The organism is Amycolatopsis sp. NPDC052450 (assembly GCF_044547565.1).
In the GTDB taxonomy this organism is placed as follows: Bacteria; Actinomycetota; Actinomycetes; order Mycobacteriales; family Pseudonocardiaceae; genus Amycolatopsis.
Genome location: NZ_JBIUAQ010000012.1, coordinates 82806 through 104664, shown reverse-complemented (window position 1 = coordinate 104664; position 21859 = coordinate 82806). Strand labels below are relative to the sequence as shown.

24 protein-coding genes are annotated in these 21859 nt (G+C 68.6%); 10 read left to right on the top strand and 14 right to left on the bottom strand.

The window, feature by feature from the left end; genetic code table 11:
- Positions 1-15 precede the first annotated feature (15 nt).
- Positions 16-1665 (top strand): class I adenylate-forming enzyme family protein, encoded by a 1650-nt coding sequence (locus ACIHAO_RS21435; RefSeq protein ID WP_396560348.1) that lies wholly within the window; start codon positions 16-18, stop codon positions 1663-1665.
- A 3-nt stretch (positions 1666-1668) separates the two neighbouring features.
- Here ACIHAO_RS21435 and ACIHAO_RS21430 read toward each other — a convergent pair whose 3' ends face one another.
- The 11 genes from ACIHAO_RS21430 to ACIHAO_RS21380 all read right to left on the bottom strand — a co-directional run bounded on the left by ACIHAO_RS21430 (position 1669) and on the right by ACIHAO_RS21380 (position 9915).
- The gene (locus ACIHAO_RS21430; protein WP_396560346.1) at positions 1669-1875 is read right to left on the bottom strand and encodes a hypothetical protein; all 207 of its coding nucleotides are present in this window, start codon (positions 1873-1875) and stop codon (positions 1669-1671) included.
- Positions 1876-2139: 264 nt separating this feature from the next.
- Positions 2140-2727, bottom strand: a complete 588-nt coding sequence (locus tag ACIHAO_RS21425; RefSeq protein WP_396560344.1) for a DUF3558 domain-containing protein — start codon at positions 2725-2727, stop codon at positions 2140-2142.
- A gap of 16 nt (positions 2728-2743) precedes the next feature.
- A complete protein-coding gene (locus ACIHAO_RS21420) occupies positions 2744-3451 on the bottom strand; it encodes a WXG100 family type VII secretion target (protein ID WP_396560342.1) in 708 nt (235 codons plus the stop codon).
- Positions 3448-3804 (bottom strand): hypothetical protein, encoded by a 357-nt coding sequence (locus ACIHAO_RS21415; RefSeq protein WP_396560340.1) that lies wholly within the window; start codon positions 3802-3804, stop codon positions 3448-3450. Before ACIHAO_RS21415 ends, ACIHAO_RS21420 begins: the two co-directional genes overlap by 4 nt.
- On the bottom strand, positions 3801-4109 hold the full coding sequence (locus ACIHAO_RS21410) for a YbaB/EbfC family nucleoid-associated protein (RefSeq protein ID WP_396560338.1): 309 nt from the start codon (positions 4107-4109) through the stop codon (positions 3801-3803). The genes ACIHAO_RS21415 and ACIHAO_RS21410 overlap by 4 nt, the downstream gene beginning before the upstream one ends.
- Positions 4106-4558 carry a YbaB/EbfC family nucleoid-associated protein gene (locus tag ACIHAO_RS21405; RefSeq protein WP_396560336.1) on the bottom strand — a complete coding sequence of 151 codons (453 nt, stop codon included), beginning with the start codon at positions 4556-4558 and terminating at the stop codon, positions 4106-4108. Before ACIHAO_RS21405 ends, ACIHAO_RS21410 begins: the two co-directional genes overlap by 4 nt.
- A 138-nt stretch (positions 4559-4696) precedes the next feature.
- Positions 4697-5194, bottom strand: a complete 498-nt coding sequence (gene purE, locus ACIHAO_RS21400; protein WP_125789901.1) for a 5-(carboxyamino)imidazole ribonucleotide mutase — start codon at positions 5192-5194, stop codon at positions 4697-4699.
- 11 nt (positions 5195-5205) lie between these two features.
- Complete coding sequence (locus ACIHAO_RS21395; protein WP_396560334.1) at positions 5206-6390, bottom strand: 5-(carboxyamino)imidazole ribonucleotide synthase; 1185 nt, start codon at positions 6388-6390, stop codon at positions 5206-5208.
- Positions 6391-6434: 44 nt separating this feature from the next.
- Positions 6435-7640 carry a glycosyltransferase 87 family protein gene (locus ACIHAO_RS21390; RefSeq protein ID WP_396560332.1) on the bottom strand — a complete coding sequence of 402 codons (1206 nt, stop codon included), beginning with the start codon at positions 7638-7640 and terminating at the stop codon, positions 6435-6437.
- The gene (locus ACIHAO_RS21385) at positions 7615-8961 is read right to left on the bottom strand and encodes a glycosyltransferase 87 family protein (RefSeq protein WP_396560330.1); all 1347 of its coding nucleotides are present in this window, start codon (positions 8959-8961) and stop codon (positions 7615-7617) included. Before ACIHAO_RS21385 ends, ACIHAO_RS21390 begins: the two co-directional genes overlap by 26 nt.
- An 81-nt stretch (positions 8962-9042) precedes the next feature.
- Positions 9043-9915, bottom strand: a complete 873-nt coding sequence (locus ACIHAO_RS21380) for a GGDEF domain-containing protein (protein WP_396560328.1) — start codon at positions 9913-9915, stop codon at positions 9043-9045.
- A 256-nt stretch (positions 9916-10171) separates the two neighbouring features.
- Between ACIHAO_RS21380 and ACIHAO_RS21375 the strand changes: the two genes are divergently transcribed.
- The 8 genes from ACIHAO_RS21375 to ACIHAO_RS21340 all read left to right on the top strand — a co-directional run bounded on the left by ACIHAO_RS21375 (position 10172) and on the right by ACIHAO_RS21340 (position 18264).
- Positions 10172-12409: a sigma-70 family RNA polymerase sigma factor gene (locus tag ACIHAO_RS21375; RefSeq protein ID WP_396560326.1), complete on the top strand. Its 2238-nt coding sequence runs from the start codon at positions 10172-10174 to the stop codon at positions 12407-12409.
- Positions 12410-12419: 10 nt separating this feature from the next.
- Complete coding sequence (locus tag ACIHAO_RS21370; protein ID WP_396560324.1) at positions 12420-12920, top strand: GtrA family protein; 501 nt, start codon at positions 12420-12422, stop codon at positions 12918-12920.
- A 162-nt stretch (positions 12921-13082) separates the two neighbouring features.
- A complete protein-coding gene (locus ACIHAO_RS21365) occupies positions 13083-13622 on the top strand; it encodes a GtrA family protein (protein ID WP_396560322.1) in 540 nt (179 codons plus the stop codon).
- A 246-nt stretch (positions 13623-13868) separates the two neighbouring features.
- Entirely contained in the window at positions 13869-15227 is a 1359-nt protein-coding gene (locus tag ACIHAO_RS21360) for an MDR family MFS transporter (RefSeq protein WP_396560320.1), read from the top strand.
- A gap of 12 nt (positions 15228-15239) precedes the next feature.
- Positions 15240-16076: an NAD(P)H-binding protein gene (locus ACIHAO_RS21355; RefSeq protein ID WP_396560318.1), complete on the top strand. Its 837-nt coding sequence runs from the start codon at positions 15240-15242 to the stop codon at positions 16074-16076.
- Between the two features lie 345 nt (positions 16077-16421).
- Complete coding sequence (locus ACIHAO_RS21350; protein ID WP_396560316.1) at positions 16422-17069, top strand: response regulator; 648 nt, start codon at positions 16422-16424, stop codon at positions 17067-17069.
- Positions 17070-17213: 144 nt separating this feature from the next.
- Complete coding sequence (locus ACIHAO_RS21345) at positions 17214-17846, top strand: response regulator transcription factor (RefSeq protein WP_125789036.1); 633 nt, start codon at positions 17214-17216, stop codon at positions 17844-17846.
- A gap of 4 nt (positions 17847-17850) precedes the next feature.
- Complete coding sequence (locus ACIHAO_RS21340) at positions 17851-18264, top strand: hypothetical protein (protein WP_396560314.1); 414 nt, start codon at positions 17851-17853, stop codon at positions 18262-18264.
- Here ACIHAO_RS21340 and ACIHAO_RS21335 read toward each other — a convergent pair.
- The 3 genes from ACIHAO_RS21335 to ACIHAO_RS21325 form a co-directional block, all read right to left on the bottom strand.
- Positions 18242-18754 (bottom strand): hypothetical protein, encoded by a 513-nt coding sequence (locus ACIHAO_RS21335; RefSeq protein WP_396560312.1) that lies wholly within the window; start codon positions 18752-18754, stop codon positions 18242-18244. The genes ACIHAO_RS21340 and ACIHAO_RS21335 overlap by 23 nt on opposite strands.
- A 63-nt stretch (positions 18755-18817) precedes the next feature.
- Positions 18818-20101, bottom strand: a complete 1284-nt coding sequence (locus tag ACIHAO_RS21330) for an ATP-binding protein (RefSeq protein WP_125789034.1) — start codon at positions 20099-20101, stop codon at positions 18818-18820.
- 1 nt (position 20102) lies between these two features.
- Positions 20103-20807: a response regulator transcription factor gene (locus tag ACIHAO_RS21325; protein ID WP_038519243.1), complete on the bottom strand. Its 705-nt coding sequence runs from the start codon at positions 20805-20807 to the stop codon at positions 20103-20105.
- Positions 20808-20849: 42 nt separating this feature from the next.
- Between ACIHAO_RS21325 and hisN the strand changes: the two genes are divergently transcribed.
- Complete coding sequence (gene hisN / locus ACIHAO_RS21320; protein WP_396560309.1) at positions 20850-21635, top strand: histidinol-phosphatase; 786 nt, start codon at positions 20850-20852, stop codon at positions 21633-21635.
- The last annotated feature ends 224 nt before the right edge of the window (positions 21636-21859 follow it).

The following is a 21859-nucleotide window of genomic DNA, read 5'->3' as shown; positions in this document are numbered from 1 at the left end:
CCGTACGTTCGAGTGATGCAGCTCACCCCGTTCCCCCGGTCGCTCGAATATCCCGAGGTCCCGGTCGGCTCGGTGCTGGCCGGCGCCGCTGCTCGATGGGGCTCCCGAACCGCCTTCGCCCACGGAGACCAGAGCCTCACGTTCGCCGAGACGTACAGCGCGGCCTGCCGGTTCGCGAACGCCCTGCGCGCGGAGGGTATCGGCCGGGGCGACGTCGTGGCCCTTCACCTGCCGAACTGCCTGGCGTACCCGATCGCGTACTACGGCACGCTGCTCGCGGGCGCCACCTTCAGCCCGGCGAACCCGCTGCTGCCGCCCGAGGACCTCGCCTTCCAGCTGGCCGACGCCGGAGCGGTCGCCGCCGTCACCGTCGGCCCGGTCGCACGCGTGCTCGCCGCGGTCCGTGACCGGACGGCGGTCCGGCTGAGCATCGTCGTTCACCCGCCCGAGGAAGTGAGCGAGAACGAAGTCGAGTTCACGCGGTTCTACGCCGGTCACTCCGACGAGCGGCCGGACGTCGAGATCGACATCCACCGCGACCTCGCCCATCTGGCGTACACCGGCGGCACCACCGGACGGTCGAAGGGCGTCTGCCTGCCGCACCGGAACGTCGTGGTCAACAGTCTCCAGAGTTCCTGCTGGCGGCTGGGCGCGGTCCCCGCCGTCGACGGCTCGGGAGAAGTGATCGTCGACCAGCTCGGCGGCCCGGACGAATGGCCGTCCCGGATCGGCACCGGGATCGCTCTCAATCTGACGCCGTGGTTCCACGCCATGGGCACCATCGCCGCGCTCAACGTCCCGCTGCTCGACGGCGGCACCGTCGTCCTGCACGACCGCTTCGACCCGGCCGCGTACGTGGCCGATGCCGAGCTGCTGCGGGTCACCACCATCGGCGGGGCGCCCGCGCTGTTCGCCGCTTTGCTCGCCTGCCCCGATTTTCACACGGCCGACCTGTCTTCGGTACTGACCATCGGTTCCGGGGCGGCGCCGATGAACCACGAGATGATCCGCGCCCTGCGTAATCGCTTCCCCGGCGTGATCATCACCGAGGGCTACGGCCTCACCGAGGTCACCATGGGCGCCGTCATCGCGCCGTCGTATCGCTCCGCCACCCGCAAGGTCGGCTCGGTCGGCCTTCCGCTGCCCGACACCGAGATCAAGATCGTCTCGGCCGAGGGCGGCGAGGACCCGTTGCCCGCGGGCGAAAGCGGCGAGGTGTGCCTGCGCGGCCCGCAGGTGATGACCGGTTACCGCAACCGCACCGAGGAGACCGCGGCCGCGCTCGTCGACGGCTGGCTGCACACCGGCGACATCGGCGTCCTCGACGAGGACGGTTACCTGTCCATTGTGGACCGCAAGAAGGACATGCTGCTGTACAAGGGATACAACGTCTTCCCGCGCGAACTCGAAGAGCTGCTGATCACCCTTCCCGGCGTCTCCGCGGCGGCCGTCGTCGGCAAACCGGACACCGAGGTCGGCGAGCTGCCGGTCGCGTTCGTGGTGCGCAGCGACGAGAACGTCACCGCCGAGCAGCTGCTGGAGGCCGTCGGCGCTCGCGTGCTCCCCTACAAACGGCTGCGCGCGATCCACTTCGTCGACCAGATCCCGGTTTCGGACGCCGGGAAGGTGCTCAAACGAGAGCTGCGGAAGCAACTCGCCGAGTGATCCTCAGCGGCTGCGGAGGTTCCCGATCACGAACTCCGCGGCCTTGAGTGCCGCCCCGCACCGATCATCGCCCCAGTACTGCGACTTCTCATCGAACTGGAAGTATTCGAAGACCGGCGGATTCCCGACTTGCTCGGCCGCGGGAAGGCCACCGACCGACAACGCCCGCCAGTGGGAGGACTGTGCCGGATCTTCTCTCCGCCGAGTCATCCGATCTTCAAGACTGCCTAAACCGGCCATGGGAGTCCGGACTTCGAGTACGCCCGCCTTGGGCTGGTCCCACTTCCAGGCAAGGTCGTACCCGGTGGCATACCGGTCCACTGCCACTTTGTCCGGCGGATCAGCGATCAGGGCGGCAACGGATCTTCTCGAGAATTCTGCCGCTGCCACAACCGGCGACCAGCAAGGTCAACAGGATGCAGCCGCCCAAGCACAAAGATCGCAAACGCTGTCCTCCCCGTCACGCGCCGCAGGTCAACGGGCACGCAGATTGCCGATCACGAGCTCTGCCGCCTTGAACACGGCCGCACACCGATCGGCGCCCCAATACTGAGAACTGTCTTCACCGCCGACCCGGTAACCGAACGTGAGTGCGGCGTCATCCGCCATACCGACCACCAGATCACAGGACTTCATGTCGCCGGATAAACGGTACTGGGCCGCGGGCAGGCCGCCGATCGACAATTCTTGCCACCCGGGGTAGAGGCCAGGGTCTCGCTCACTGAGCGCCGCCAGTTCAACGAGGGTCTTTTCTTTCCCGGCGGGAAGGCGCACGCTCAGCAATGGCCCACGCCAGATGTACCACGAACATCCTGTCGGAGCCGAATCGGCTCGACTGGGATTGACCTGATCCGGCGGGTCAATGATCAGAGCCGCGACATCCTCACGCTTCAACGAGCCACAAGGATCCACTCGAAAAGACGTAAGATCCACAGGATCATTCACGGGAGTGAGCGGGATCGCACCTCCCACCTGAGCCGGTACGGGCGGACCATCGAGGAGCGGGTCCGGCCGGCCCAGATCGCAACCGGCGACCAGCACGACCACCGCGAACAAGGCCATGAACGCCGGCCTCATGCTATTCCGGGAACGCATCCGGCTCAACCTTCCATTGCTTCTGCTCGTCGACTCCGGAACCCGCACGAAGGTCCGGAACCTCGACGAAATTCGCTTTGATCTGCTCGAGGCCGACGGCACTTCCCTTGAAACCGTTGATCACCTTGACCGCCTCGGTGAACAAGGCGACGATTCTCGTCACCAGATTCCCGAGTGCCTCGATAACCGAATCGATGACATCGGCGAAGCCGATCAGATTCACCACTGGAATGACTGAGGCAAGTGCGGCGACAAGTGCCTTCAAATCAATTTTTGCCAGCTCCCCTGCACACTCACCCAAGAATCCGATGGCCGCCGCATAGGTTTCTATCACCTTGTTCGCGATATCGGTCATCACTCCGGAAACACTGGCCACCGCCTCCTGCTCCGCCTTGAGCGCATTGGTGACGTTGGCGGCGTGCGCGACGAACTGATCGGCGGCCCGGCCGGTCCAGGTTCCGGCCAAGGACTGGACAGCGGCACCGATGTCGTCGTGTGCATCCTGAATGGTGGTGTTACTCGCGAACCGGGAAGCGATCTCCTGGACACCTACAGCGTTTCCGAGAAGTCTTGTCCGAATGTCGTCGAGCATCAAGAATACGTCAGAACGACCGACAATCGGAAGTCCGGCGAAATCACGGATCTTCTGATCTGCGGCGACCGGGTACGGCGGCAATCCACTCACGATCATCCCCCATCCTTCTCGAGGTCACGGAGGCGCTTGTAGTACTCCTCGTCCTGCGCGTCGTAATAGTCGGCGGCCTTGTCCATGGCGTCGCCCACTTTGAACAAACGTTCAAAGCCGCGGGTGCTCTTCTCCTGCAATTCGGCGATCATCCCGTTGAAGGCTTCGATGATGCCTGATTGCTCACCGAGCAGGCCGACGTCGTGAACGCCAAGCCGCAGTCCGTCGATATCGACATCGGCGAAATCACGAAGGCGACCCGCGGCATGAAAAACATCCTCGGTCGCCCTCCGAAGGGCTTCCGGGTAGACCTCATACCCCGAGCCTCCTGAGTCGAGCGGATCGAACGGACCACTCATCGAAGCCGCCCCCTTGCCGCTTCCTCGACCACTGAGTCACGCCTCGTGCGCACTTCACTCTCCGCGTCATTGATCGCCCGAAGGACGTGGTGGGCCAGGCTTGCCTCTGTCTGCGTCTCGACGGCATCGGGGTCCAAGTCGACTGAGGTCAACGTCCCCTTTCCGTCCACCGTGACCGTTCCGAGTCCCGCTGCGATACGCCAAGTCAGCATCGCCGTCCGGCCTGTTTCCGCGGCCTCCTCGATCGCGATCACTCTGGCATCGATCTCCTTGGCCAGGTGATACAACCTGTCGTGGGTGTTCACCGGCGTCCGCCCTGATCGTCGGGATCGTCATCGGAGAGAAAATCGACCTGATCGAAACTCTCTTCGTAAGGCGCTTCGTCCCGCACGCTCCGAGAACGCCGAGGTCCAGCGGGCGTCGGCTGGGCTGAACCCGGTATCGCCCGGTCAGCAGGCAGGTATGCCGACGCCGGCTTGTTGCCGAGCAGGGCCGCCAGCTCCGGTGCCGCAGCCGAGTGCGCGACGCCACGCGCGGCCTGGACGGCCTGCACGATGCTGGCTCCCAGCAGCTGAGGGTGTGCGCGGTCCAGTGCGTTGTCCGCGATCCGCAGATCGACCAGCCGACCTCGCCCGGTCACCGTCGCAATGACCGCTTGGTCGGCGGACCGTGCGGCGTGTGTGGCCTGATCGAGACGGGATTCCATCGCCCGAGCCTGATCCCGAAACGCTCGCGGATCCTGCGGCACCGTCATGACGGCATCACAAAGCAAAGCATCGTGCTCCCTCCTCCACCGCCGGATCGTCCTGACCAGCAGTGCCCGCCTGACACCTTACTGTGACGGCTTACGCCCGCAAGCAGGTTCCAAGAAAGCCGGGAGGATTGAACGCGGTCAGCCTTCGACGCGTTTGCGCAGTGCGGCGTCCTTGTCGAGCACCAGCTGCTCGAGGTCCGCCTGGAACCGCGCCATCTTCGCCTGCAAGCCCTCGTCGGACGCGGCGAGGATGCGCACCGCGAGCAGCCCCGCGTTGCGTGCGCCGCCGACGGAGACCGTCGCGACCGGGACACCGGCGGGCATCTGGACGATCGAGAGCAGCGAGTCCATGCCGTCGAGGTACTTCAGCGGCACCGGCACGCCGATCACCGGGAGCACCGTCGCCGACGCGACCATGCCCGGCAGGTGCGCGGCCCCGCCGGCGCCCGCGATGATCACGCGCACACCGCGCGAAGCGGCCGAAGTCGCGTAGTCGAGCATTCGCTGCGGGGTGCGGTGCGCCGAATAGACGCCGACCTCGTATTCGACGCCGAACTCGGCCAGTGCCTGCCCGGCCGCTTCCATCGTCGGCCAGTCCGAGTCGCTGCCCATGATCAGGCCAACCTGCGGCGCCATTTCATTACTCCCTAGTGAATTTCGTAGCCGTCGAGCCAGACGGCGTGGGAAAGCCAGTGCGCGGCGAGCAGTGCGCGGTCGCGCAGCTCCTCCATGCGTTCGCCGACGAGGTTGACGTGGCCGAGTTTGCGGCCGGGACGCTCGCCCTTGCCGTACAGGTGGACGCGGATGTCCGGGTATCGCGCGAACAGGTGGTGCAGCCGTTCGTCCGGTCCCATCTCGGGCGCCTCGGGGGCACCGAGGACGTTCGCCATCACGCAGGCCGGGGCGATCAGGTCGGTCACGCCGAGCGGGTAGTCGAGCACGGCACGCAGGTGCTGCTCGAACTGCGAAGTCTTCGAGCCGTCCTGGGTCCAGTGGCCCGAGTTGTGCGGGCGCATGGCGAGTTCGTTGACCAGCAGGCCTTCGTCGGTCTCGAACAGCTCGACGGCGAGCAGGCCGGTCACGTTCAGCGTCGCGGCGATCCGCAGCGCCAGGTCCTGCGCCTCCTGCGTGCGCTGGACGCTCAACCCCGGCGCCGGCGCGAGCACCTCGGTGTTGATCCCGCCGGACTGCACCGTTTCCACCACCGGCCACGCCGCGCCCTGCCCGAACGGGGACCGGGCCACGAGCGCGGACAGTTCGCGCCGCATGACGACCTTTTCCTCGACCAGCAGCGGGGTTCCGGCGTCGAGCAGTTCGGGGACGGTCTCGCGGGCGTGCTGTGCGGTGTCGAGCATCCAGACGCCGCGGCCGTCGTAGCCGCCCTGCGCCGCCTTGAGCACCACCGGCCAGGAGTGCTTGTCGCCGAAGGTGATCACGTCGTCCACAGAGGACACTTCGGCGAACGCGGGGCCGGGGATCTCGAGTCCGGCCATCATCTCGCGCATGACGAGTTTGTTCTGCGCCATCGACAACGCGGCCGGGTCGGGCCGGATGGTGACGCCTTCCATCGCGAGCGTCAGCAGATGCTCGCCGGGGACGTGCTCATGATCGAAGGTCAGCACGTCGACCCCGGCGGCGAACGAGCGCAGCGCTTCGAGGTCGGTGTGGTGCCCGTGCACGACCTCACCCGCGACGAGGCCGGCGGATTCGTTCTCCCCGGCGGCCAGCACGCGCAGGGACTGGCCGAGGGAGATCGCCGCCTGGTGGGTCATCCTGGCCAGCTGTCCGCCGCCAACCATGCCCACGATCGGAAGACCGGTTCGCTTGTCCACTACTGCCGCACACTCCCGCTCGAAAGCCGATTCCGCGGATGAGATTACTTGGCCGCCACGGCCACGACCTGGGTGGACCCGCGTCGCAGTTCCCGTGCGGCCAGGCCTGTGATGGCGATCGCAGCCGTGAGGACGTAGACGTTGCCGAGCAGCGACCAGCCCATCCCCCAGCCGAACTCGGTGTCCCCGCCGTTGGGCACGAACATGATCACCCCGCTCGCGAACAGCACGGCGACTCCCGCGGCCGGAACCCACGATCGGCGGATCACGAGCAGGACGAGCAGCGGCACCGTCCACACCCAGTGGTGTGACCAGGACACCGGCGAGAGCAACAGCCCGTAGAACGCGGTCACCAGCAGCGCGCCGACGGGATCGCCGCGGCGATGCAGGCGCACGACCAGCCAGACGGCGGGTACGGCGAGGACGGCGGCGACCGCGATGGCCACCGTCAGCGACCACGGCGCGAGTTCCGAGGCGCGGTTCACCAGTCCGTTGAGTGACTGGTTGAAGATCCAGTGCACGGAGCCGACCCGGCTGGGGTCGGTCGCCGACTCCGTCCAGAACCGGACGGCGTCCCCGGGGATCACCGCGAACATCACCGCTTCGAGCGCGACGAACGTGCCGAGTGCCCGCAGCGCGTCCTTCCACCGGCCGGTGAACAGCAGATGCGGCACGAAGATCAGCGGCGTCAGCTTGATCGCGGCCGAGATCCCGATCAGCACCCCGGCCCAGCGCGAACCGCGGGCCGAAAGCACCAGGACGTCGAGGACGATCAACGCCATCAGGATGAGGTTGATCTGCCCGAGGAAGATCGTCTTCCAGACCGACTCCAGCGCCAGCGCGCCCGCCGTGGCCAGCGGCAGCACCCACCACCGGGTGAGGGGGGCGCCGCAGGCGCGGGCGACCACGGAGATCACGACGCTCAGGCAGACCAGGGAGAGCGCGCCCACGACGCCCCAGGTCAGCCCGGCGGGGACGATCGCGAGCGGCAGGAACAGCGGCGCGGCGGCCGGGGTGTAGGTGAACGGCAACAGCACCCACGGCGGCAGCGTCGTCAGCGCCTCGCGGGTGTAGAGCGGTTCACCCTTCAGCAGGGTGAGGGCACCGGCGCGGTAGACGGCGCTGTCCGCGCCGAGGTGCCATTCCCCCAGCCAGGCGACGACGCCCAGCGCGAGCATCGCCAGTGCGAGCGCACCCGCCAGCGTCGCCCCGACGATCCGGGGGTCAGACGCCGGCCGTGACTTCGGCATGCTTTTCGTCGTCGCTCCGCTTCCGCCGCAGGTACCACCAGCGCCCGGCGAGCGCGAGCGCCAGCACGAGCGGCATGAAGATGTACGCGCTGCCGAGGATGTTCTGCCACACCTTCCAGTGCAGCTCGACATTCCGGCCGTTCGGCAGGATCAGCAGGACACAGCTGATGAAGACGAAGAACACCGCGAAGGTGCCTAGCCAGCGTTTCCACGCGGTGGCGGGCGTGGTCTTCGGCAGCCGCGAGACCAGCAGGACGACCAGCGGCGCCACCCACACCCAGTGGTGCGTCCAGGAGATCGGCGAGATCAGCAGGATCCAGAACGCCGTCACGAGCATCGCCGCGAGCGCCTGGCCCTTGCGGTGGAAGCGCAGCACCAGCCAGATCGCCGGGATCGCGAGCAGCGCGCCGATCCCCATCGCCGCTTTAGACGCCCACGGCGCGAGCTCGGTGAAGCGGTTCATCAGCGCGTTCAGCGACTGGTTGCCCGCCCAGTGCACCGGGCCGATGCGGCCGGTGTCGGGCAGCGTGTAGGTCCAGTACCGGGCCGCGTCGTGCGGGATGATCAGGAACATCAGGCCCTGCATCACGACGAAGGTGATGAGCCCGCGGATGGCGTCCATCCGGCGGCCGGTGATGAAGAGATGCCCCAGGAACACGATCGGGGTGAGCTTGATCGCGGCCGCGACGCCGACGAGCACGCCGCCCCAGCGGCTGCCCCTCGCCCCGATGACGAGGATGTCGAGCATGACCAGCGCCATCAGGATGATGTTGATCTGACCGAGGAAGATCGTGCGCCACACCGGCTCGAGGCCGAGGAAGACCAGGAAGAACGCGATCGTCGAGCGGGCGGGCGAGGCCCACCAGCGGGGGCCGTCGGTCGAGGGCTTCGGCAGCGCGCCGATGGCGATCCGGACGCACAGCGCCAGCGCGAGCAGCGAGACCGCGGTCAGGAGCCCCCAGGCGACCTGCGTCGGGACCAGCGCGAGCGGGATGAACAGCAGCGCGGCGGTCGGCGGGTAGGTGAACGGCAACAACGCCCACCACGGTTCCACCGGAAGGGTGTTCGCGTCGTACAGCGGGTCGCCGTTCAACAGCGTCTCGGCGCCGGCGCGGTAGACCGCGCTGTCCACGCCGAGCACCCATTCGTGCTGCCAGCCCCAGATACCGAAACCGATCGCGACCAGCGGGATCACCGACAGGATCAGGATCGATCTCGGCCGGACGGACAAGCGGGCGAGCGACCTCCGCAGCGAGAGACGATGCTGCGGGCGGCTCGCCGAAACGTCGCCGTTGGCGTCGGCGGGAACAGTCCGGGTCACGCAAACAGGAAATCATGAACCGGGTCGTGCCTGGTCGACAGGGTCGGCCGTGACCTGGAGAACGTCTTACGCTACCCCGCGTCAGGAGCGCGCGAGGCTACCGAGGAGATCGCACGCCAGATCGTAGGTCGCCGGGAGCCGGACGGCCGAGATCTGCGGGCGGCCGGTGTCCCGAAGCTGGGCGTCCACCGAAAGCCGTTCGTTGAGCGCCCTTCGCAGCGCGACGCCGGACGAAGCGAGCCGCACGTCCTTCGGGACGAGCACGCCCGCGACGGACGGCCCGATCGAGGCGACGCTCTCCCCGCCGTCGAACACCTGCTTCAAGGCGTCCGCGACCAGGATCATCCCGGTCAGCCGGGGCCAGCCCGCGACCGAGCTGAAGTCCATCGACACCACGAGCAGCGTGTGCGCCTCCGCGACCGGCCGCTCGTCACGACGGGCTTGTCGGTACAGCTCGCTCAGCCGCGTCCTCAGATACGCGGCCGTGGGCAGCCCGGTGAGCGGTTCGGTGACCTCGGTGTTCACGAGCTGGTCGGTCGCGACGTCCGCCCACGCCAGCGCCGTCACCCGGAGTAACCGGGAAGGTGTGGAGTCGACATCCGGTTCGAGGAAGCCGTCGACCGCGTCCGGATCGGCGAGCACGGCGTGCAACGCCGCGAGGTCCGCGAGCGTTTCGGCCAGCCCGGCACCCGCGGCGGCCCGTGCCCGGCCCAGCCCCGCGAGGGCGGTTTCCGCCACCTCGGTGGGAGCGACCCGGCCGTTCTTGATCACCGCCGCGCAGACGGCGTCGACCTCGGGCAGGCCCCAGTCACTGGGGAAACGCCAGCCCGCGGCCAGGCTGGCCGTGCGCCAGCGGGCCCGCAGTGCGCGGAGCGTGCGATCTCGTTCGAACCGGTTCCAGGCGGTTTGCCCGTCGGATCCCCCGGACGGCGCACCGGTGGCCGGTACGTCCACTGCCCACCGCCCCTTTCCGTTCCGATCTTTTCGATCTTGCGATCGCTTCACGGTGGGGACGCCGGTCCACGCCGCGCGTGACGGCGTTTTCCAAGGATCTTTCCGAACTCTTCGGTAACCCGGTGCGGGTGAAGGTGTTGCGCTCTCCGGGTCATCGACGGGGCCGCGAGGTGACGTGCGTCGCCCAGTCCGTCACACTGAGCGGGTTCGGGCGTTTAAGACAGTAGACCGCCGAACCAGCAGATGAAGGAGCCCCGTGTCCACCGTTCCCGCCGATCTCTCCGGTAGGAGTGACGCCGAGCTGATCGCCGAGGTGCGTGACGGGAAGATCGCGTCCTACGGAACCCTGTACGAGCGACACTCCGGCGCGGCGCACAACCTCGCCCGCCAGCTCGCCCGCTCGAGTTCCGAGGCCGACGACCTCGTTTCGGAAGCCTTCGCGAAGGTGCTGGACACGCTGCGCGTCGGCAAAGGCCCCGACGCCGCGTTCCGCGCGTACCTGCTGACCGCGCTCCGGCACACCGCCTACGACAAGACGCGCAAGGACAAGCGCGTCGACCTGAACGAGGACATGTCCGACGTCGGCGGCGCCGTCGGCGAAGCGCTGACGGTCCCCTTCTCCGACACCGCCGTCGCCGGGCTCGAGCGCACGCTCGCCGCGAAGGCGTTCGCCCGGCTGCCCGAGCGGTGGCAGGCGGTGCTGTGGCACACCGAGATCGAGGGGCAGACGCCCGCCGAGGTCGCGCCGCTGCTGGGGCTCACCGCGAACGGTGTCTCCGCGCTCGCCTACCGCGCGCGTGAAGGTCTGCGGCAGGCTTACCTGCAGGTCCACCTGGCCGAGAACTCCGCCGAACGCTGCCGCGCGAGCGCGGACAAGCTCGGCGCGTGGACCCGCGACGGGTTGTCCAAACGCGAACGTGCCCAGGTGGAGAGCCATCTGGACGAATGTGAGAACTGCCGCGCGCTGGCCGCGGAACTGGCCGACGTCAACACCGGTCTGCGCGGGATCATCGCGCCGATCGTGCTCGGTGGCGCGGCTCTCGGTTACCTGGCGACGTCCGGCGCGGGCAAGGCGGGCGCGGTCACCGCGGCCGCGACGGCCGCCGCCGCGGGTTCGAGTTCGGGCGGGGCCGCCGGTGCGGCCGCGGCCGGACCGCGCCAGTTCGCCGGAGTGGCCGGATCGAGCGTCGCCATCGTCGCCGCCGTCGCGGTGGCGCTCGCCGCCGGTGGCGGTACGCAGGAGATCCCGGCCGCCGCGGCCGCGCCGCCGCCCGCCGCCGTCGCACCCGCCCCCACCCCTGGGGCCCCGCCCGTGGTGCCTCCGGCCGTCCCGCCGGCGCAGCAGCCCGTGCCGCCCGCGCAGCAGGTGCCGCCTCCGGCGCCTTCGGCCACCCCCCCGGCGCCGGCGCCGGCTCCGACGCCCGCCGAGCCGCCCGCGACCTCGCCGGTGATTCCGGCGCCTCCGGTGATGACGGCGTCGACCCCGGCCGGTGGTGTCCAGCTCCGGCCCGGTGAAGAAGCCAATCTGCCGATCACCGTGCGCAACGACGGTGGATCGAAGTCCGAGCCCGTGGCGGTCTCGCTGAACCTGCCGAAGGGTGTGCGGGCCGTTCCCGCCGCCGGCGGTGGCGCGATGGGCGTCAACGGTTTCCGGCAGCAGGCGCCCGCTCCGATCGCGGTGAACTGCCCCGGCGGCACCGGCACGGTGACCTGCCGGACCGGTACCGGCCTCGAACCCGGACAGTCCGCGGTGCTGACGTTCCGGCTGCTCGCCGACGCGACGGCCGTGGACGGCAGCATGGTGACCGGTTCGGTGACGGCGGGCGCGCAGATCAAGGTGTCGGTCGCGGTGAAGGTCAAGGTGCCCGCCCCACCGGACGGCGTCGACCTGAGTGCCAATAGCGGCGGGCTGTCGGCGCTGCCGTGGAATCACCATCCGCTGATGCGGATCCGTGTGACGAACACGGGCAAGACGACGAAGCCGGTCACGATCACTCTCGACCACCGCGTGCTCTTCGGCTGGAGCGCGTACGGCATCCGGTGCACCCCGACCGGCGAAGGCACGTCGTGCACTTCGAGCAGTTCGCTGGCCCCGGGGCGCCAGGTGGGTCTGCTGGTCCAGCTGAAGGGCCGCCCGGCGGAAAACGTCCCGGTGACGGTGAACGCCACCCTCGGCGTCGCCAAGGCGAAGCCGGTCGCGGTCTACTTCGGCTGCTGGCACCACTGGTGTGACGACAACGCGCTACTTCCGCCGACCACGGTGCCTTCGCTGCCTTCAGTCACTTCGAAGCCCTCGGGCGCGCCCGAGACGACGAAGCCGGGGCGGCCAGGGTGGCCTTCTCCGTCGAAGAGGCCTTCGCCGTCAGCGACGCCTTCTGAGCCTACGAAGCAACAGCCTGCCCCCGCTGAGCCGACCACGAGCGCGCCGCCGCAGCCTGGCAAGACGAAGCCGTCCACTCGACCCAACGGAGTGGTCGACCGTATTTTCCAGTAGCGTCGCGCGCATGCGGGGGAAGCATCGCGAACTGCTGCGATTCGTCTTGGTCGGGGGCGCGAGTTTCGTCATCACGATGACGATCACCTACGGCCTGAAGTTCACCGTGCTGACCGACAAACCGGTGACCGCGCTGATCATCGGCGTGCTGGTGGCGACCGTTTTTTCGTACGTCGCGAACCGTGAATGGTCCTTTCGCACCCGCGGCGGGCGTGAGCGAGCCCACGAAGCGGCGCTTTTCTTCCTGATCAGCGCGATCGCGCTCGGCCTCAACGCGCTTCCGCAACTGGTTTCGCGGTACGTGTTCGACCTGGAGCAGCCGCACGTCGGGCTGCTGACCCAGGAGATCGCCGACTTCGTCAGCGGCGTGCTCATCGGGACCCTGCTCGGCACGGCGTTCCGCTGGTGGTCGTTCAAGAAGTGGGTCTTCCCGGAGGCCGGCGCGCGGCCACGGCTGCTGCGGGGCGACGGACCGGAGATTTCCGGCATTCCCGACGAACCGGCTGCTTGACCAGCACGCGACAGCAAAGGTCCCTTGCTCTCTTTCCGCAGGTCAGGGCGCGTGGCCGACAAAGGCGGGCCAGCCGTTCCCCGAACCACCCAAAGCGTCCTATAACGCACTGTCCATCCCCTCCCGGCTCATTCGACGGGCGAAGCGAATTAGACTGAACCGGTGACCGTGGTCGAATCCGTCCTTTCGAGGACGCCCGAGCCGTTCCGATCCGTGCTGATCAAGCACCGTGAGCTGTTGAAGTTCGCGATCGTGGGCGGCACGACGTTCCTCGTCGACAACGGCGTCTGGTACCTGCTGAAACTCACCGTGCTGGAGCCGAAGCCGACCACGGCGAAGGCGATCGCGATCATCGTCGCGACGATCGTGTCGTACATCCTGAACCGCGAGTGGTCCTTCCGGACCCGCGGTGGCCGCGAGCGGCATCACGAGGCGGCGCTCTTCTTCGTGATCAGCGGGATCGCCGTGGTGGTCAACCTGATCCCGCTCTACACCTCGCGCTACATCTTCGACCTCGAAGTGCCGCATGTGACGCGGTTCGTCCAGGAGTTCGCCGACTTCACGAGCGGGTCGATCATCGGCATGCTGCTGGCGATGTTCTTCCGCTTCTGGGGCTTCAAGAAGTGGGTCTTCCCGGATGAGCTGGGCAAACGCCGCCGGGACAGCGACGAACCGGACGACGACGTAGTTCCTCTCCGCTAAGTACTTGTCAAACGACATGTGATTGTCTACGGTCATCCATGTCAACGTTCCTTCACTGGTGACGCCGGCCGGGTTCGTACGGTCGAGCGGGACGAATCCGAGGTGATCGCCAAGCGCGAAGAGGACCGCATCCGGTTCGGATGACGGTTGAGCCTTTTCCCGTCTTGGCGGGGATCCGGGGCTGCTTTCGAGCAGTGCTCCGCGTCCCTCGCGTTCCCTCGTTTCTTCCAGTGAACGGATCTTTTCTTGAGTACCGCTCTCGGCGCGCCTCCGCGCGCCCGAAACACCCTTGCCCTCGTCGGGCTCTTCGCCGCCGTATTCCTGGCGATGCTCGACGCCCAGGTCGTCGCGACCGCACTGCCACGCATGGTCGGCGAACTCGGCGGCGCGACCTCGTTCGCCTGGGTCACCACCGTCTACCTGCTGGCGGGCAGCGTCAGCGCGCCCGTCTACGGAAAACTCGGCGACCTCTTCGGCCGTAAGCGCGTCGTGCTCGTCGCGATCGCGTTGTTCGTCCTCGGTTCCCTCGCCTGCGCGCTCGCGCCGACGATGCCGCTGCTGATCGCCGCCCGCGTCCTGCAGGGCGTCGGCTCCGGCGGCCTGTTCGTCGCGGTCGCCGCGATCATCGGCGAACTGTTCCCGGGTCGCGAAGGCGCCCGCTACTTCGCCTGGTTCTCGATCTGTTTCGCCGGCTCCTCGCTGGCGGGCCCGGTCGTCGGCGGCGTCCTGACCGACCTCGCGGGCTGGCGGTCCATCTTCGGGATCAACGTGCCGATCGGGCTGGTCGCGTTCGGCATCGTCGCGCGTTTCCTGCGACTGGAACGACGCCGCAAGACAGCGCCGTTCGACTTCGCGGGCATCGTCGTGCTGTCCGGCGCGATCGTCGGCCTGACCCTGGCGACGCCGCTTTCGGCGTCGATCGGCGCCGTACTGCTCGTCGCGTTCCTGGTCATCGAACGCCGGGCGGCCGAACCGGTCATCCCGCTCCGGCTGTTCCGCGCCAGGATGTTCGGCCTGAGTGTCCTGGCCGGTGCCGCGGCCGGGTTCGTCTTCCTCGGTTCGGTCAACTACCTGGCGCTCTTCCTGCAGGCCGCGGGCGGCGCCGGACCTTCGGAAGCCGGGTTCCTGCTGCTGCCCATGACCCTCGCGGTCGCCGCGTCGTCGATGGTCGCGGGCCGGATCATCGCCAAGACCGGCGCCTACCGCTGGGCGCCGATCCTCAGCATGGCCCTCGGCCTCGCCGCCGCCCTCACCATGTCCACAATGGACGAAACGACGCCGCTGCCGCTCGTCGTCGCCTATCTCGTCCTGTTCGGCGCGGCGGCCGGGCTCAACATGCAGGTGCTTTCCATGGCGGCCCAGCAGGACGTCGCCCGGACCGATCTCGGCGCCGTTTCGGCGACCGCCGGTTTCCTGCGTTCACTCGGCACCACGGCCGGGCTGACCGTTTTCGGCGCGGTGTTCACTGGTTCGTTCGACGCCGACAGCCCAGCCGGGTACGCCTCCGCGCTCAACGGCGTGTTCTGGGTGATGGTCCCCGCACTGGCCCTCGGACTCGCCGCTTCCCTTTTCCTGCCGCGCGTTTCCTTGCGGCGCAACCACTAAAGGAGTCTTTCGATGATTCTCGTACTCGGTTCCACCGGCAAGATCGGCCGTGAACTCGTTCCCGCCCTGCTGGACAAGGGCACCCGCGTGCGTGCTCTCACACGCGACCCCGCCCGCGCCCGGATCGATCCGCGTGCCGAGGTCGCCGCCGGCGATCTCGACGCCTTCGACCCGGCACTGCTCGACGGTGTCGACCGCGTGTTCGTCCTGACCTCCGGGCACGGTTCGGACCCGCTCGCCCAGGAACGCACCGTGCTCAAGGCAGCCACCGCTGTCGCGCACATCGTCAAACTTTCCACCACCGGAGTCCACTTCGGACAGACCGACCCGATCTCCCTCGTGCACGCCGAGGCCGAACGGGCCGTGCGCGAGGCCGGGCCGGACTGGACGATCCTGCGCCCCGGCACCTTCATGGACAACCGGTTCGCGTGGCTGCACGCCGTCCGCGGCGACGGGATCATCCGCGTCCCCGAGGGCGATCCGTCGTCCGCGCTGGTGCACGCCCGCGACATCGCCGAAGTCGCCGCGACCGTGCTGACCACCGACGGGCACGCGGGCAGGACGTACCCGATCACCGGCGGCGAAGCGCTCACCACGCGGCGGCAGGTCGAAATCCTCGGCGACGCGCTCGGGCGGCGGCTGACGTACGTCGAAGAGCCCGAAGCCGATTCTCGAGCACGGATGCTCGGGTACGGCTGGCCCGCTTCCGCGGTCGACGGGATGTTCGAGCTCAAACGGCAGTCCGCCGGGAACGAGGAGATCGTGTTCGACACCGTGCGCGAACTGCTCGGCCGGGCGCCGCTGACGTTCGCCGACTGGGCCCGCGAGCACGCCGCCGCCTTCGCCTGACCTGCGAAAAGGGAGCAAGGGACCTTTGCTGACGCCTGGCTCTTGAGTCCGTGAAGGCCTCCTTCCCTACCCTCAGAGTAGGGAAGGAGGCCCTCACGACCCACGCGTGGCGAGCGGGAGGGCAGGCGCGAGAGCAAGGGACCTTTGCTACCACCCGCCCGCGACTCCCTTCGCGTACTTGTGACCCACCACTGCGCCGAAAGGGTTAATGAGTTGGGCAGACCCGGCCGATACGCGACACTCGTCAGGCGTTTAATTTCTCGCCGGTCCGCTGTCCGGACCACGCGTTGTCCACCGTCCGGCCCTCTCGCTAACGTGCCGCGTCGGGGAGACAGGGGGAACCAGATGAACGAACGCCTTCGCGTGCTCGTGGTCGACGACCATCCGTTGTTCCGGTTCGGGGTCTGCACGTTGCTCGCCAACGAGCCGGGGATCGACGTGGTCGGCGAGGCCGCGAGCGGCGCGCACGCGATCAGCGCGGCGAGCGCCCTCGCGCCCGGCGTCGTGGTCATGGATCTGCATCTGCCCGACATCAGCGGCGCCGAAGCGACCCGGCACATCGTCGCCGAACGGCCCGGGGTCGGGGTGCTGATGCTGACGATGGCGGACGAAAGCGAATCGGTTTTCTCCGCGATGCGTGCCGGAGCCCGCGGATATCTGCTTAAAGACGCAGAACCCGACGAAATCATTCGTGCCGTTCACGCCGTCGCGAGGCGCGAAGCGATCTTCGGGCCCGACATCGCGACGCGGGTTCTCGGCTTTTTCAACCATACTCAGCCGAGTACGGACACGGTGTTCCCGGAACTGACCGTCCGCGAACGAGAGGTCCTTTCGCTCATCGCGGGCGGGCACAGCAACACCGTCATCGCCAGCACGCTGTGTCTCAGCCCGAAGACCGTGCGGAACCATATTTCGAACGTCTTCAGCAAACTCCACGTCGCCGACCGCGCCGAAGCCATCGTGCGCGCCCGCGAAGCCGGGCTCGGTCGTTGAAAAGCGGAATTTGAAAACCCCGATAAGGGCGGCTTTTCGGGCAATGTCGGGACCGGAGTCCCATGCGCCCGGGACACCTCACCCGGCAGGGTGAGCAGTGCGAGGGGTGGGACCCTCGCACCGTTCGAGGGGAATGGGAATCACATGTTCGAACCGAACCGGACGCCCGTGGTCGTCCGCGCCACCGATCCGATTCTGCACAACGGCGTCTGCATGACGCTCCGCTCCCGTGACGATGTCTGGCTGGTGGACGGGGAGACCGCCGACCCGACGATGGTGGCCCTCCTGGTCACCGACCGCCTCGACGAGGCGATGACGCAGCTGCTGTCCGCACTGCACCACCAGGGGTTCACCCGCATCGTGCTCGTCGCGGGTGAAGTCGACGACAACGAGATCCTCAGCGCCATCGAGCACGGCGTCTGCGCGGTCGCCCGCCGTTCCGAGGCGGGCGCCGACGTCCTGGTCCGGCTGATCAAGGCGGCCGCGGCCGGGGAAGGCGCGTTGCCGCCCGACCTGCTCGGCAGGCTGCTGCACCGGGTCTCGCGGCTGCAACGCCAGGTCCTGCAGCCGCGTGGACTGCAGTTCGGTGGCATGAGCAGCCGGGAGACCGAGGTGCTCAAACTGGTCGCGTCGGGGTTCTCGACGCAGGAAATCGCCGACCAGCTGTGCTACTCGCAGCGCACGGTGAAGAGCATCCTGCACGACGTGACCAACCGGTTCCAGCTCCGGAACCGCTCGCACGCGGTGGCTTACGCACTGCGTGAGGGATTGATCTGACCTCGTGATCACCCAGGTCGACGAGGCGTTGTGCCTGCTCATCGCGCCTCATCTGCCGGAGGGGACGGTGGTCCGGCTGGATCCGCCGAAACCCACCTGGCAGACCGAGACGCGGGTGTCGAGCGTCGATCTGTTCCTCTTCGCCCTGCACGGTGCCGGCCCGGGAACCGGCGCCGTGCGGGCGAAGCGGTGCGAACTGTCCTATTTGGTCACGGCGCGGGCGGACAAGGTCCGGGACGAGCACACCCTGCTCGACCGGTCGTTGCGGGTGCTGCTCGGGACCGAGTTCCTCACGGTCGGCGAGCAGCCGTTGCGGATGGCCCTCGGGGAGACCGATCCGACCGGGCTGTGGGTCAGCCTCGGCCTGCCCGCCAGGGCGGCCTTCGTCGTCACGGTCACGGCGGAGTACCGAGACTGAGCAGCGAGGACCGCCGCAGGACCACTCCGCCGATGGACGCCAGCTGCCCGCCGAAGAGTTCGGCCCATTCGGCGGCCGTTGCGGGCGGGCCGCAGTCACCCGCCCGAGTGGCCCATCCCGCGCGGACTTCGAGGCGGTAGCCGATCATCCCGGTCAGGGTGAGCCCGTTCCGGCTGGCGCCGACCCCGCACAGGCCCCGGTAGAGCCGGCTGTCCGGCGGCTGGAACACCTCGCTCTCCTGGATGAACCGGTGTCCCGCCGCTCCGGTGACGGTCGCGACCGGGGTGTCGATCCCGCTCACGAACAGCCCCTTCGAGAGCAGGTCCAGCGCTTCGGCCTCCATCCGTTCCACCACGCCGGCCGGTTTGCGGCACGCGTACAACGCGCCGTCGAAGGACAACCGCACGGAGATCGCCACCTTGCCGATCTCCAGGGTCGCCGCGGCCACCGGACTCACCGGTGGGCGGTACCGGAACGCCGTCGCACGCACCCCCCGACGGTAGGTCGGCGCGCTTCCCCGGCATTGCCCGATCGGGAGATCCTTGGGGAGGCCTTAGCGCGGGACCCGCTCGGCGGGCCAGCGCACTTCGGCCACATCACCCGGCCGGGGCACCTTCAAGAAGAGACTGAACACCGCGGGTTGCTTGCTCGACAGCTCCAGCCGTCCGCCGTCGGCCTCGATGAGCGCACGGGCGAGCGCGAGCCCGACGCCGGTCGAGCCGCCACCGGAGAAGCCGCGTTCGAAGATGTGCGGCGCCAACTCGTCCGGCACGCCCGAGCCGGTGTCGGCGACCTCGATGACGACGGTGCCCTCGGTGTCGCCACGCCGCGCGGCGAGCGTGACCGTTCCCGCGCCGTGGCGGAGCGCGTTGTCGAGCAGGACCCCGACGACCTCGCGCAGGCGGCCTGGCGTCGCCCTCGCCCTCAGCCCGTCGGTGACCCGGATCCGAAGATGCCTGCCTTCGGCGCGAAGCAGCTGTCGCCACTCTTCGGAGACTTCGGGAAGCACTTCCTGCAGGCTCACCGGCTCCGCGCCGACCTCCCGTGCCGCCCGCGCGGCGGCCAGCAGCTCGTCGAGCGCCTCGGCGAGCCGGTCCGCCTGTTCCTGCGCGGCCTTCGCCTCGTCGACGACGTCCTGGTCGGGGTAGACGGTGAGCGGTTCGAGCCGCAGTTGCAACGCGGTCAACCGGCTCCGCAGCTGGTGGGAGACATCGCCGACGAGCTGGCGTTCCCGCTGGACGAGCTGCGCGAGCGCCGAACCGGACGCGTCGAGCGCTTCGGCGACCATGTCGAGCTCGCCGACGCCGTAGCGCTTGGGATCCGGCCGGAAGTCGCCGCCGCCGAGTTTGACCGCGCGATCCGCGACGTGTCTCAGCGGTTTCGCGAGCCTGCGCGCGGTCACCGTCGCGACCACCGTTCCGGTGCCCACCGACAGCACGACCAGCAACAGCACGAGCAGCGTCACCTGGGTCTGGCGGGTGCGCATCGGCCCGGCGGGCACGGCCAGCTCGACTTCGCCGTGCAACGCGATCGGCGCCCGCTCGGACACCACGTCCGAGCCGGGGTCGGAGCCGTACCGCTTCTCGATCTGCCCCTGCGCGCGGACGGTCAGCAAACCGCCCTGCGGGACGGCGACCCGGACGAGGTCGAGGTTGATCGGCTGGCCGACGGCGATTTCGTTGTCCAGTGTCGCCGCGATCCCGCGGGCCGACGAAGCGAGGTTCTCCCGGTTGAGGTTCTCGACCAGCTGCCAGGCGGTGATCCCCAGCGGGATGCCCAGCACCGCCGCGGTGACCGCGACGGCGAGCAGGATCGCCAGCAGGATGCGACGGCGCATGCTATTCCGCGTTGAAGCGGAAGCCGACGCCGCGGACCGTGGCGATCCGCCGTTCGCCGTCGCCGTTCCCGCCGGGTTTGCCCGCTCGGCCGGCGGCTTCGTCGGCCGCGATCGCGAGCTTCCGCCTGAGCCACGACATGTGCATGTCGAGCGTCTTCGAGGTCTTCGATTCGAGGTCGTTCCACACCTCGGCGAGGATCTCGTCGCGGCTGACCACCTGGCCCGCGCGGCTCATCAGCACCCGGAGCAGCTCGAACTCCTTGTTCGCCAGCTGCACCTCGTGCAGGTCCACGGTGACCATCCGGGCACCGAGGTCCATCCGCACTCCCCCGGCTTCGAGCACGTCGGGGGCCCGGCGGCGGAGCAGCGCCCGGATGCGGGCCAGCAGTTCGGCGAGCCGGAACGGCTTGGCGACGTAGTCGTCCGCGCCGGCGTCGAGCCCGACCACGAAATCGACCTCGTCGGTACGCGCGGTGAGCATCAGCACCGGCACCTCGGTGCCGCTGGCGCGCAGGCGGCGGCACACCTCCAGCCCGTCCATTCCGGGCAGGCCCAGATCGAGGACCAGCAGATCCACCCGATCGCTCTCGGTCGCGTCGAGAGCGGCTGGACCGTCGCCGACGACACGCACTTCATACCCCTCCCGCTGGAGTGCGCGGGAAAGCGGATCGGCGATGGCCGGGTCGTCCTCGGCGAGTAGCACCATGCTCACCTGGCCAACTCTACGACTGCCGGGCGTGAAAGCATCGTGACCGTGCCTGGCTACGAGAATGATCTGGAACTCGCCACCCGGCTGGCCGACGCCGCCGACGCCATCACCACCGCCCGGTTCCGCGCGCTCGACCTGGCCGTGGAGCGCAAACCCGACCGGACGCCGGTGACCGACGCCGACACCGCCGTCGAAGACGCCATCCGCGCGATCCTCGCCACGGACCGGCCGGAAGACGCGGTGCTCGGCGAGGAACGCGGCGGCACCGCGGCGACCGGCCGCGCCTGGGTGCTCGACCCGATCGACGGGACCAAGAACTTCCTGCGTGGCGTCCCGGTCTGGGCGACGCTGATCGCGCTGGTCGAAGACGGCACCCCCGTGGTGGGGATGATCAGCGCGCCGCTGCTCGGCCGCCGCTGGTGGGCCGCCGCCGGCGACGGTGCCTGGATGAGCGACTCCGCCGGCGAGCGCCGCATCTCGGTGTCGAAGGTCGCGTCGCTCGAAGACGCGTATCTGTCCACAACGGACCTGAACTCGTGGGTGGAGTACCACTCACGCGAGAAGTACCTCGACCTCGTCGACGCGTGCTGGGAAACCCGCGCTTTCGGCGATTTCTGGCACCACTGCCTGGTCGCCGAGGGCGCGCTCGACGTCACCGCGGAATGCATCGTGAACCCGTGGGACGTCGCGGCCGCCCAGGTGCTGGTCACCGAGGCCGGTGGCCGGTTCAGCGACCTCGACGGCGAAGCGCGCTACGACAACGGCTCGGCGCTGTCGACGAACGGCCTGCTCCACGATGAGGCCTTGGCGATCCTGAAGCGCTGAACGCGCGTGGGCCGAGCATGTCGCGAAAGCCACTTTCGCGACGCTGGACGTCCCGAAAGTGGCTTTCGCGACACGGGCAACCGGGCCGACCGTGAGGCGTGCTCCAGTGGGCGTGAGTGGCTGGCCTCGTTGGGGAAAGCACAATAGCCAAAACCAAAGGTTGGGGAATTGGTTTTTGACAAACCCAGCCCAAGGGGGGGACAGGGGGCCCGGGCCGACGCCCC

Bases quoted from the DNA above. Each gene is read 5' to 3' on its own strand.
- ACIHAO_RS21435 (WP_396560348.1), top strand. From the start codon at position 16: ATGCAGCTCACCCCGTTCCCCCGGTCGCTCGAATATCCCGAGGTCCCG.
- ACIHAO_RS21430 (WP_396560346.1), bottom strand. From the start codon at position 1,875: ATGACTCGGCGGAGAGAAGATCCGGCACAGTCCTCCCACTGGCGGGCG.
- ACIHAO_RS21425 (WP_396560344.1), bottom strand. From the start codon at position 2,727: ATGGCCTTGTTCGCGGTGGTCGTGCTGGTCGCCGGTTGCGATCTGGGC.
- ACIHAO_RS21420 (WP_396560342.1), bottom strand. From the start codon at position 3,451: ATGATCGTGAGTGGATTGCCGCCGTACCCGGTCGCCGCAGATCAGAAG.
- ACIHAO_RS21415 (WP_396560340.1), bottom strand. From the start codon at position 3,804: ATGAGTGGTCCGTTCGATCCGCTCGACTCAGGAGGCTCGGGGTATGAG.
- ACIHAO_RS21405 (WP_396560336.1), bottom strand. From the start codon at position 4,558: ATGACGGTGCCGCAGGATCCGCGAGCGTTTCGGGATCAGGCTCGGGCG.
- purE (WP_125789901.1), bottom strand. From the start codon at position 5,194: ATGGCGCCGCAGGTTGGCCTGATCATGGGCAGCGACTCGGACTGGCCG.
- ACIHAO_RS21390 (WP_396560332.1), bottom strand. From the start codon at position 7,640: ATGCCGAAGTCACGGCCGGCGTCTGACCCCCGGATCGTCGGGGCGACG.
- ACIHAO_RS21370 (WP_396560324.1), top strand. From the start codon at position 12,420: ATGCGGGGGAAGCATCGCGAACTGCTGCGATTCGTCTTGGTCGGGGGC.
- ACIHAO_RS21355 (WP_396560318.1), top strand. From the start codon at position 15,240: ATGATTCTCGTACTCGGTTCCACCGGCAAGATCGGCCGTGAACTCGTT.
- ACIHAO_RS21350 (WP_396560316.1), top strand. From the start codon at position 16,422: ATGAACGAACGCCTTCGCGTGCTCGTGGTCGACGACCATCCGTTGTTC.
- ACIHAO_RS21345 (WP_125789036.1), top strand. From the start codon at position 17,214: ATGTTCGAACCGAACCGGACGCCCGTGGTCGTCCGCGCCACCGATCCG.
- ACIHAO_RS21330 (WP_125789034.1), bottom strand. From the start codon at position 20,101: ATGCGCCGTCGCATCCTGCTGGCGATCCTGCTCGCCGTCGCGGTCACC.
- ACIHAO_RS21325 (WP_038519243.1), bottom strand. From the start codon at position 20,807: ATGGTGCTACTCGCCGAGGACGACCCGGCCATCGCCGATCCGCTTTCC.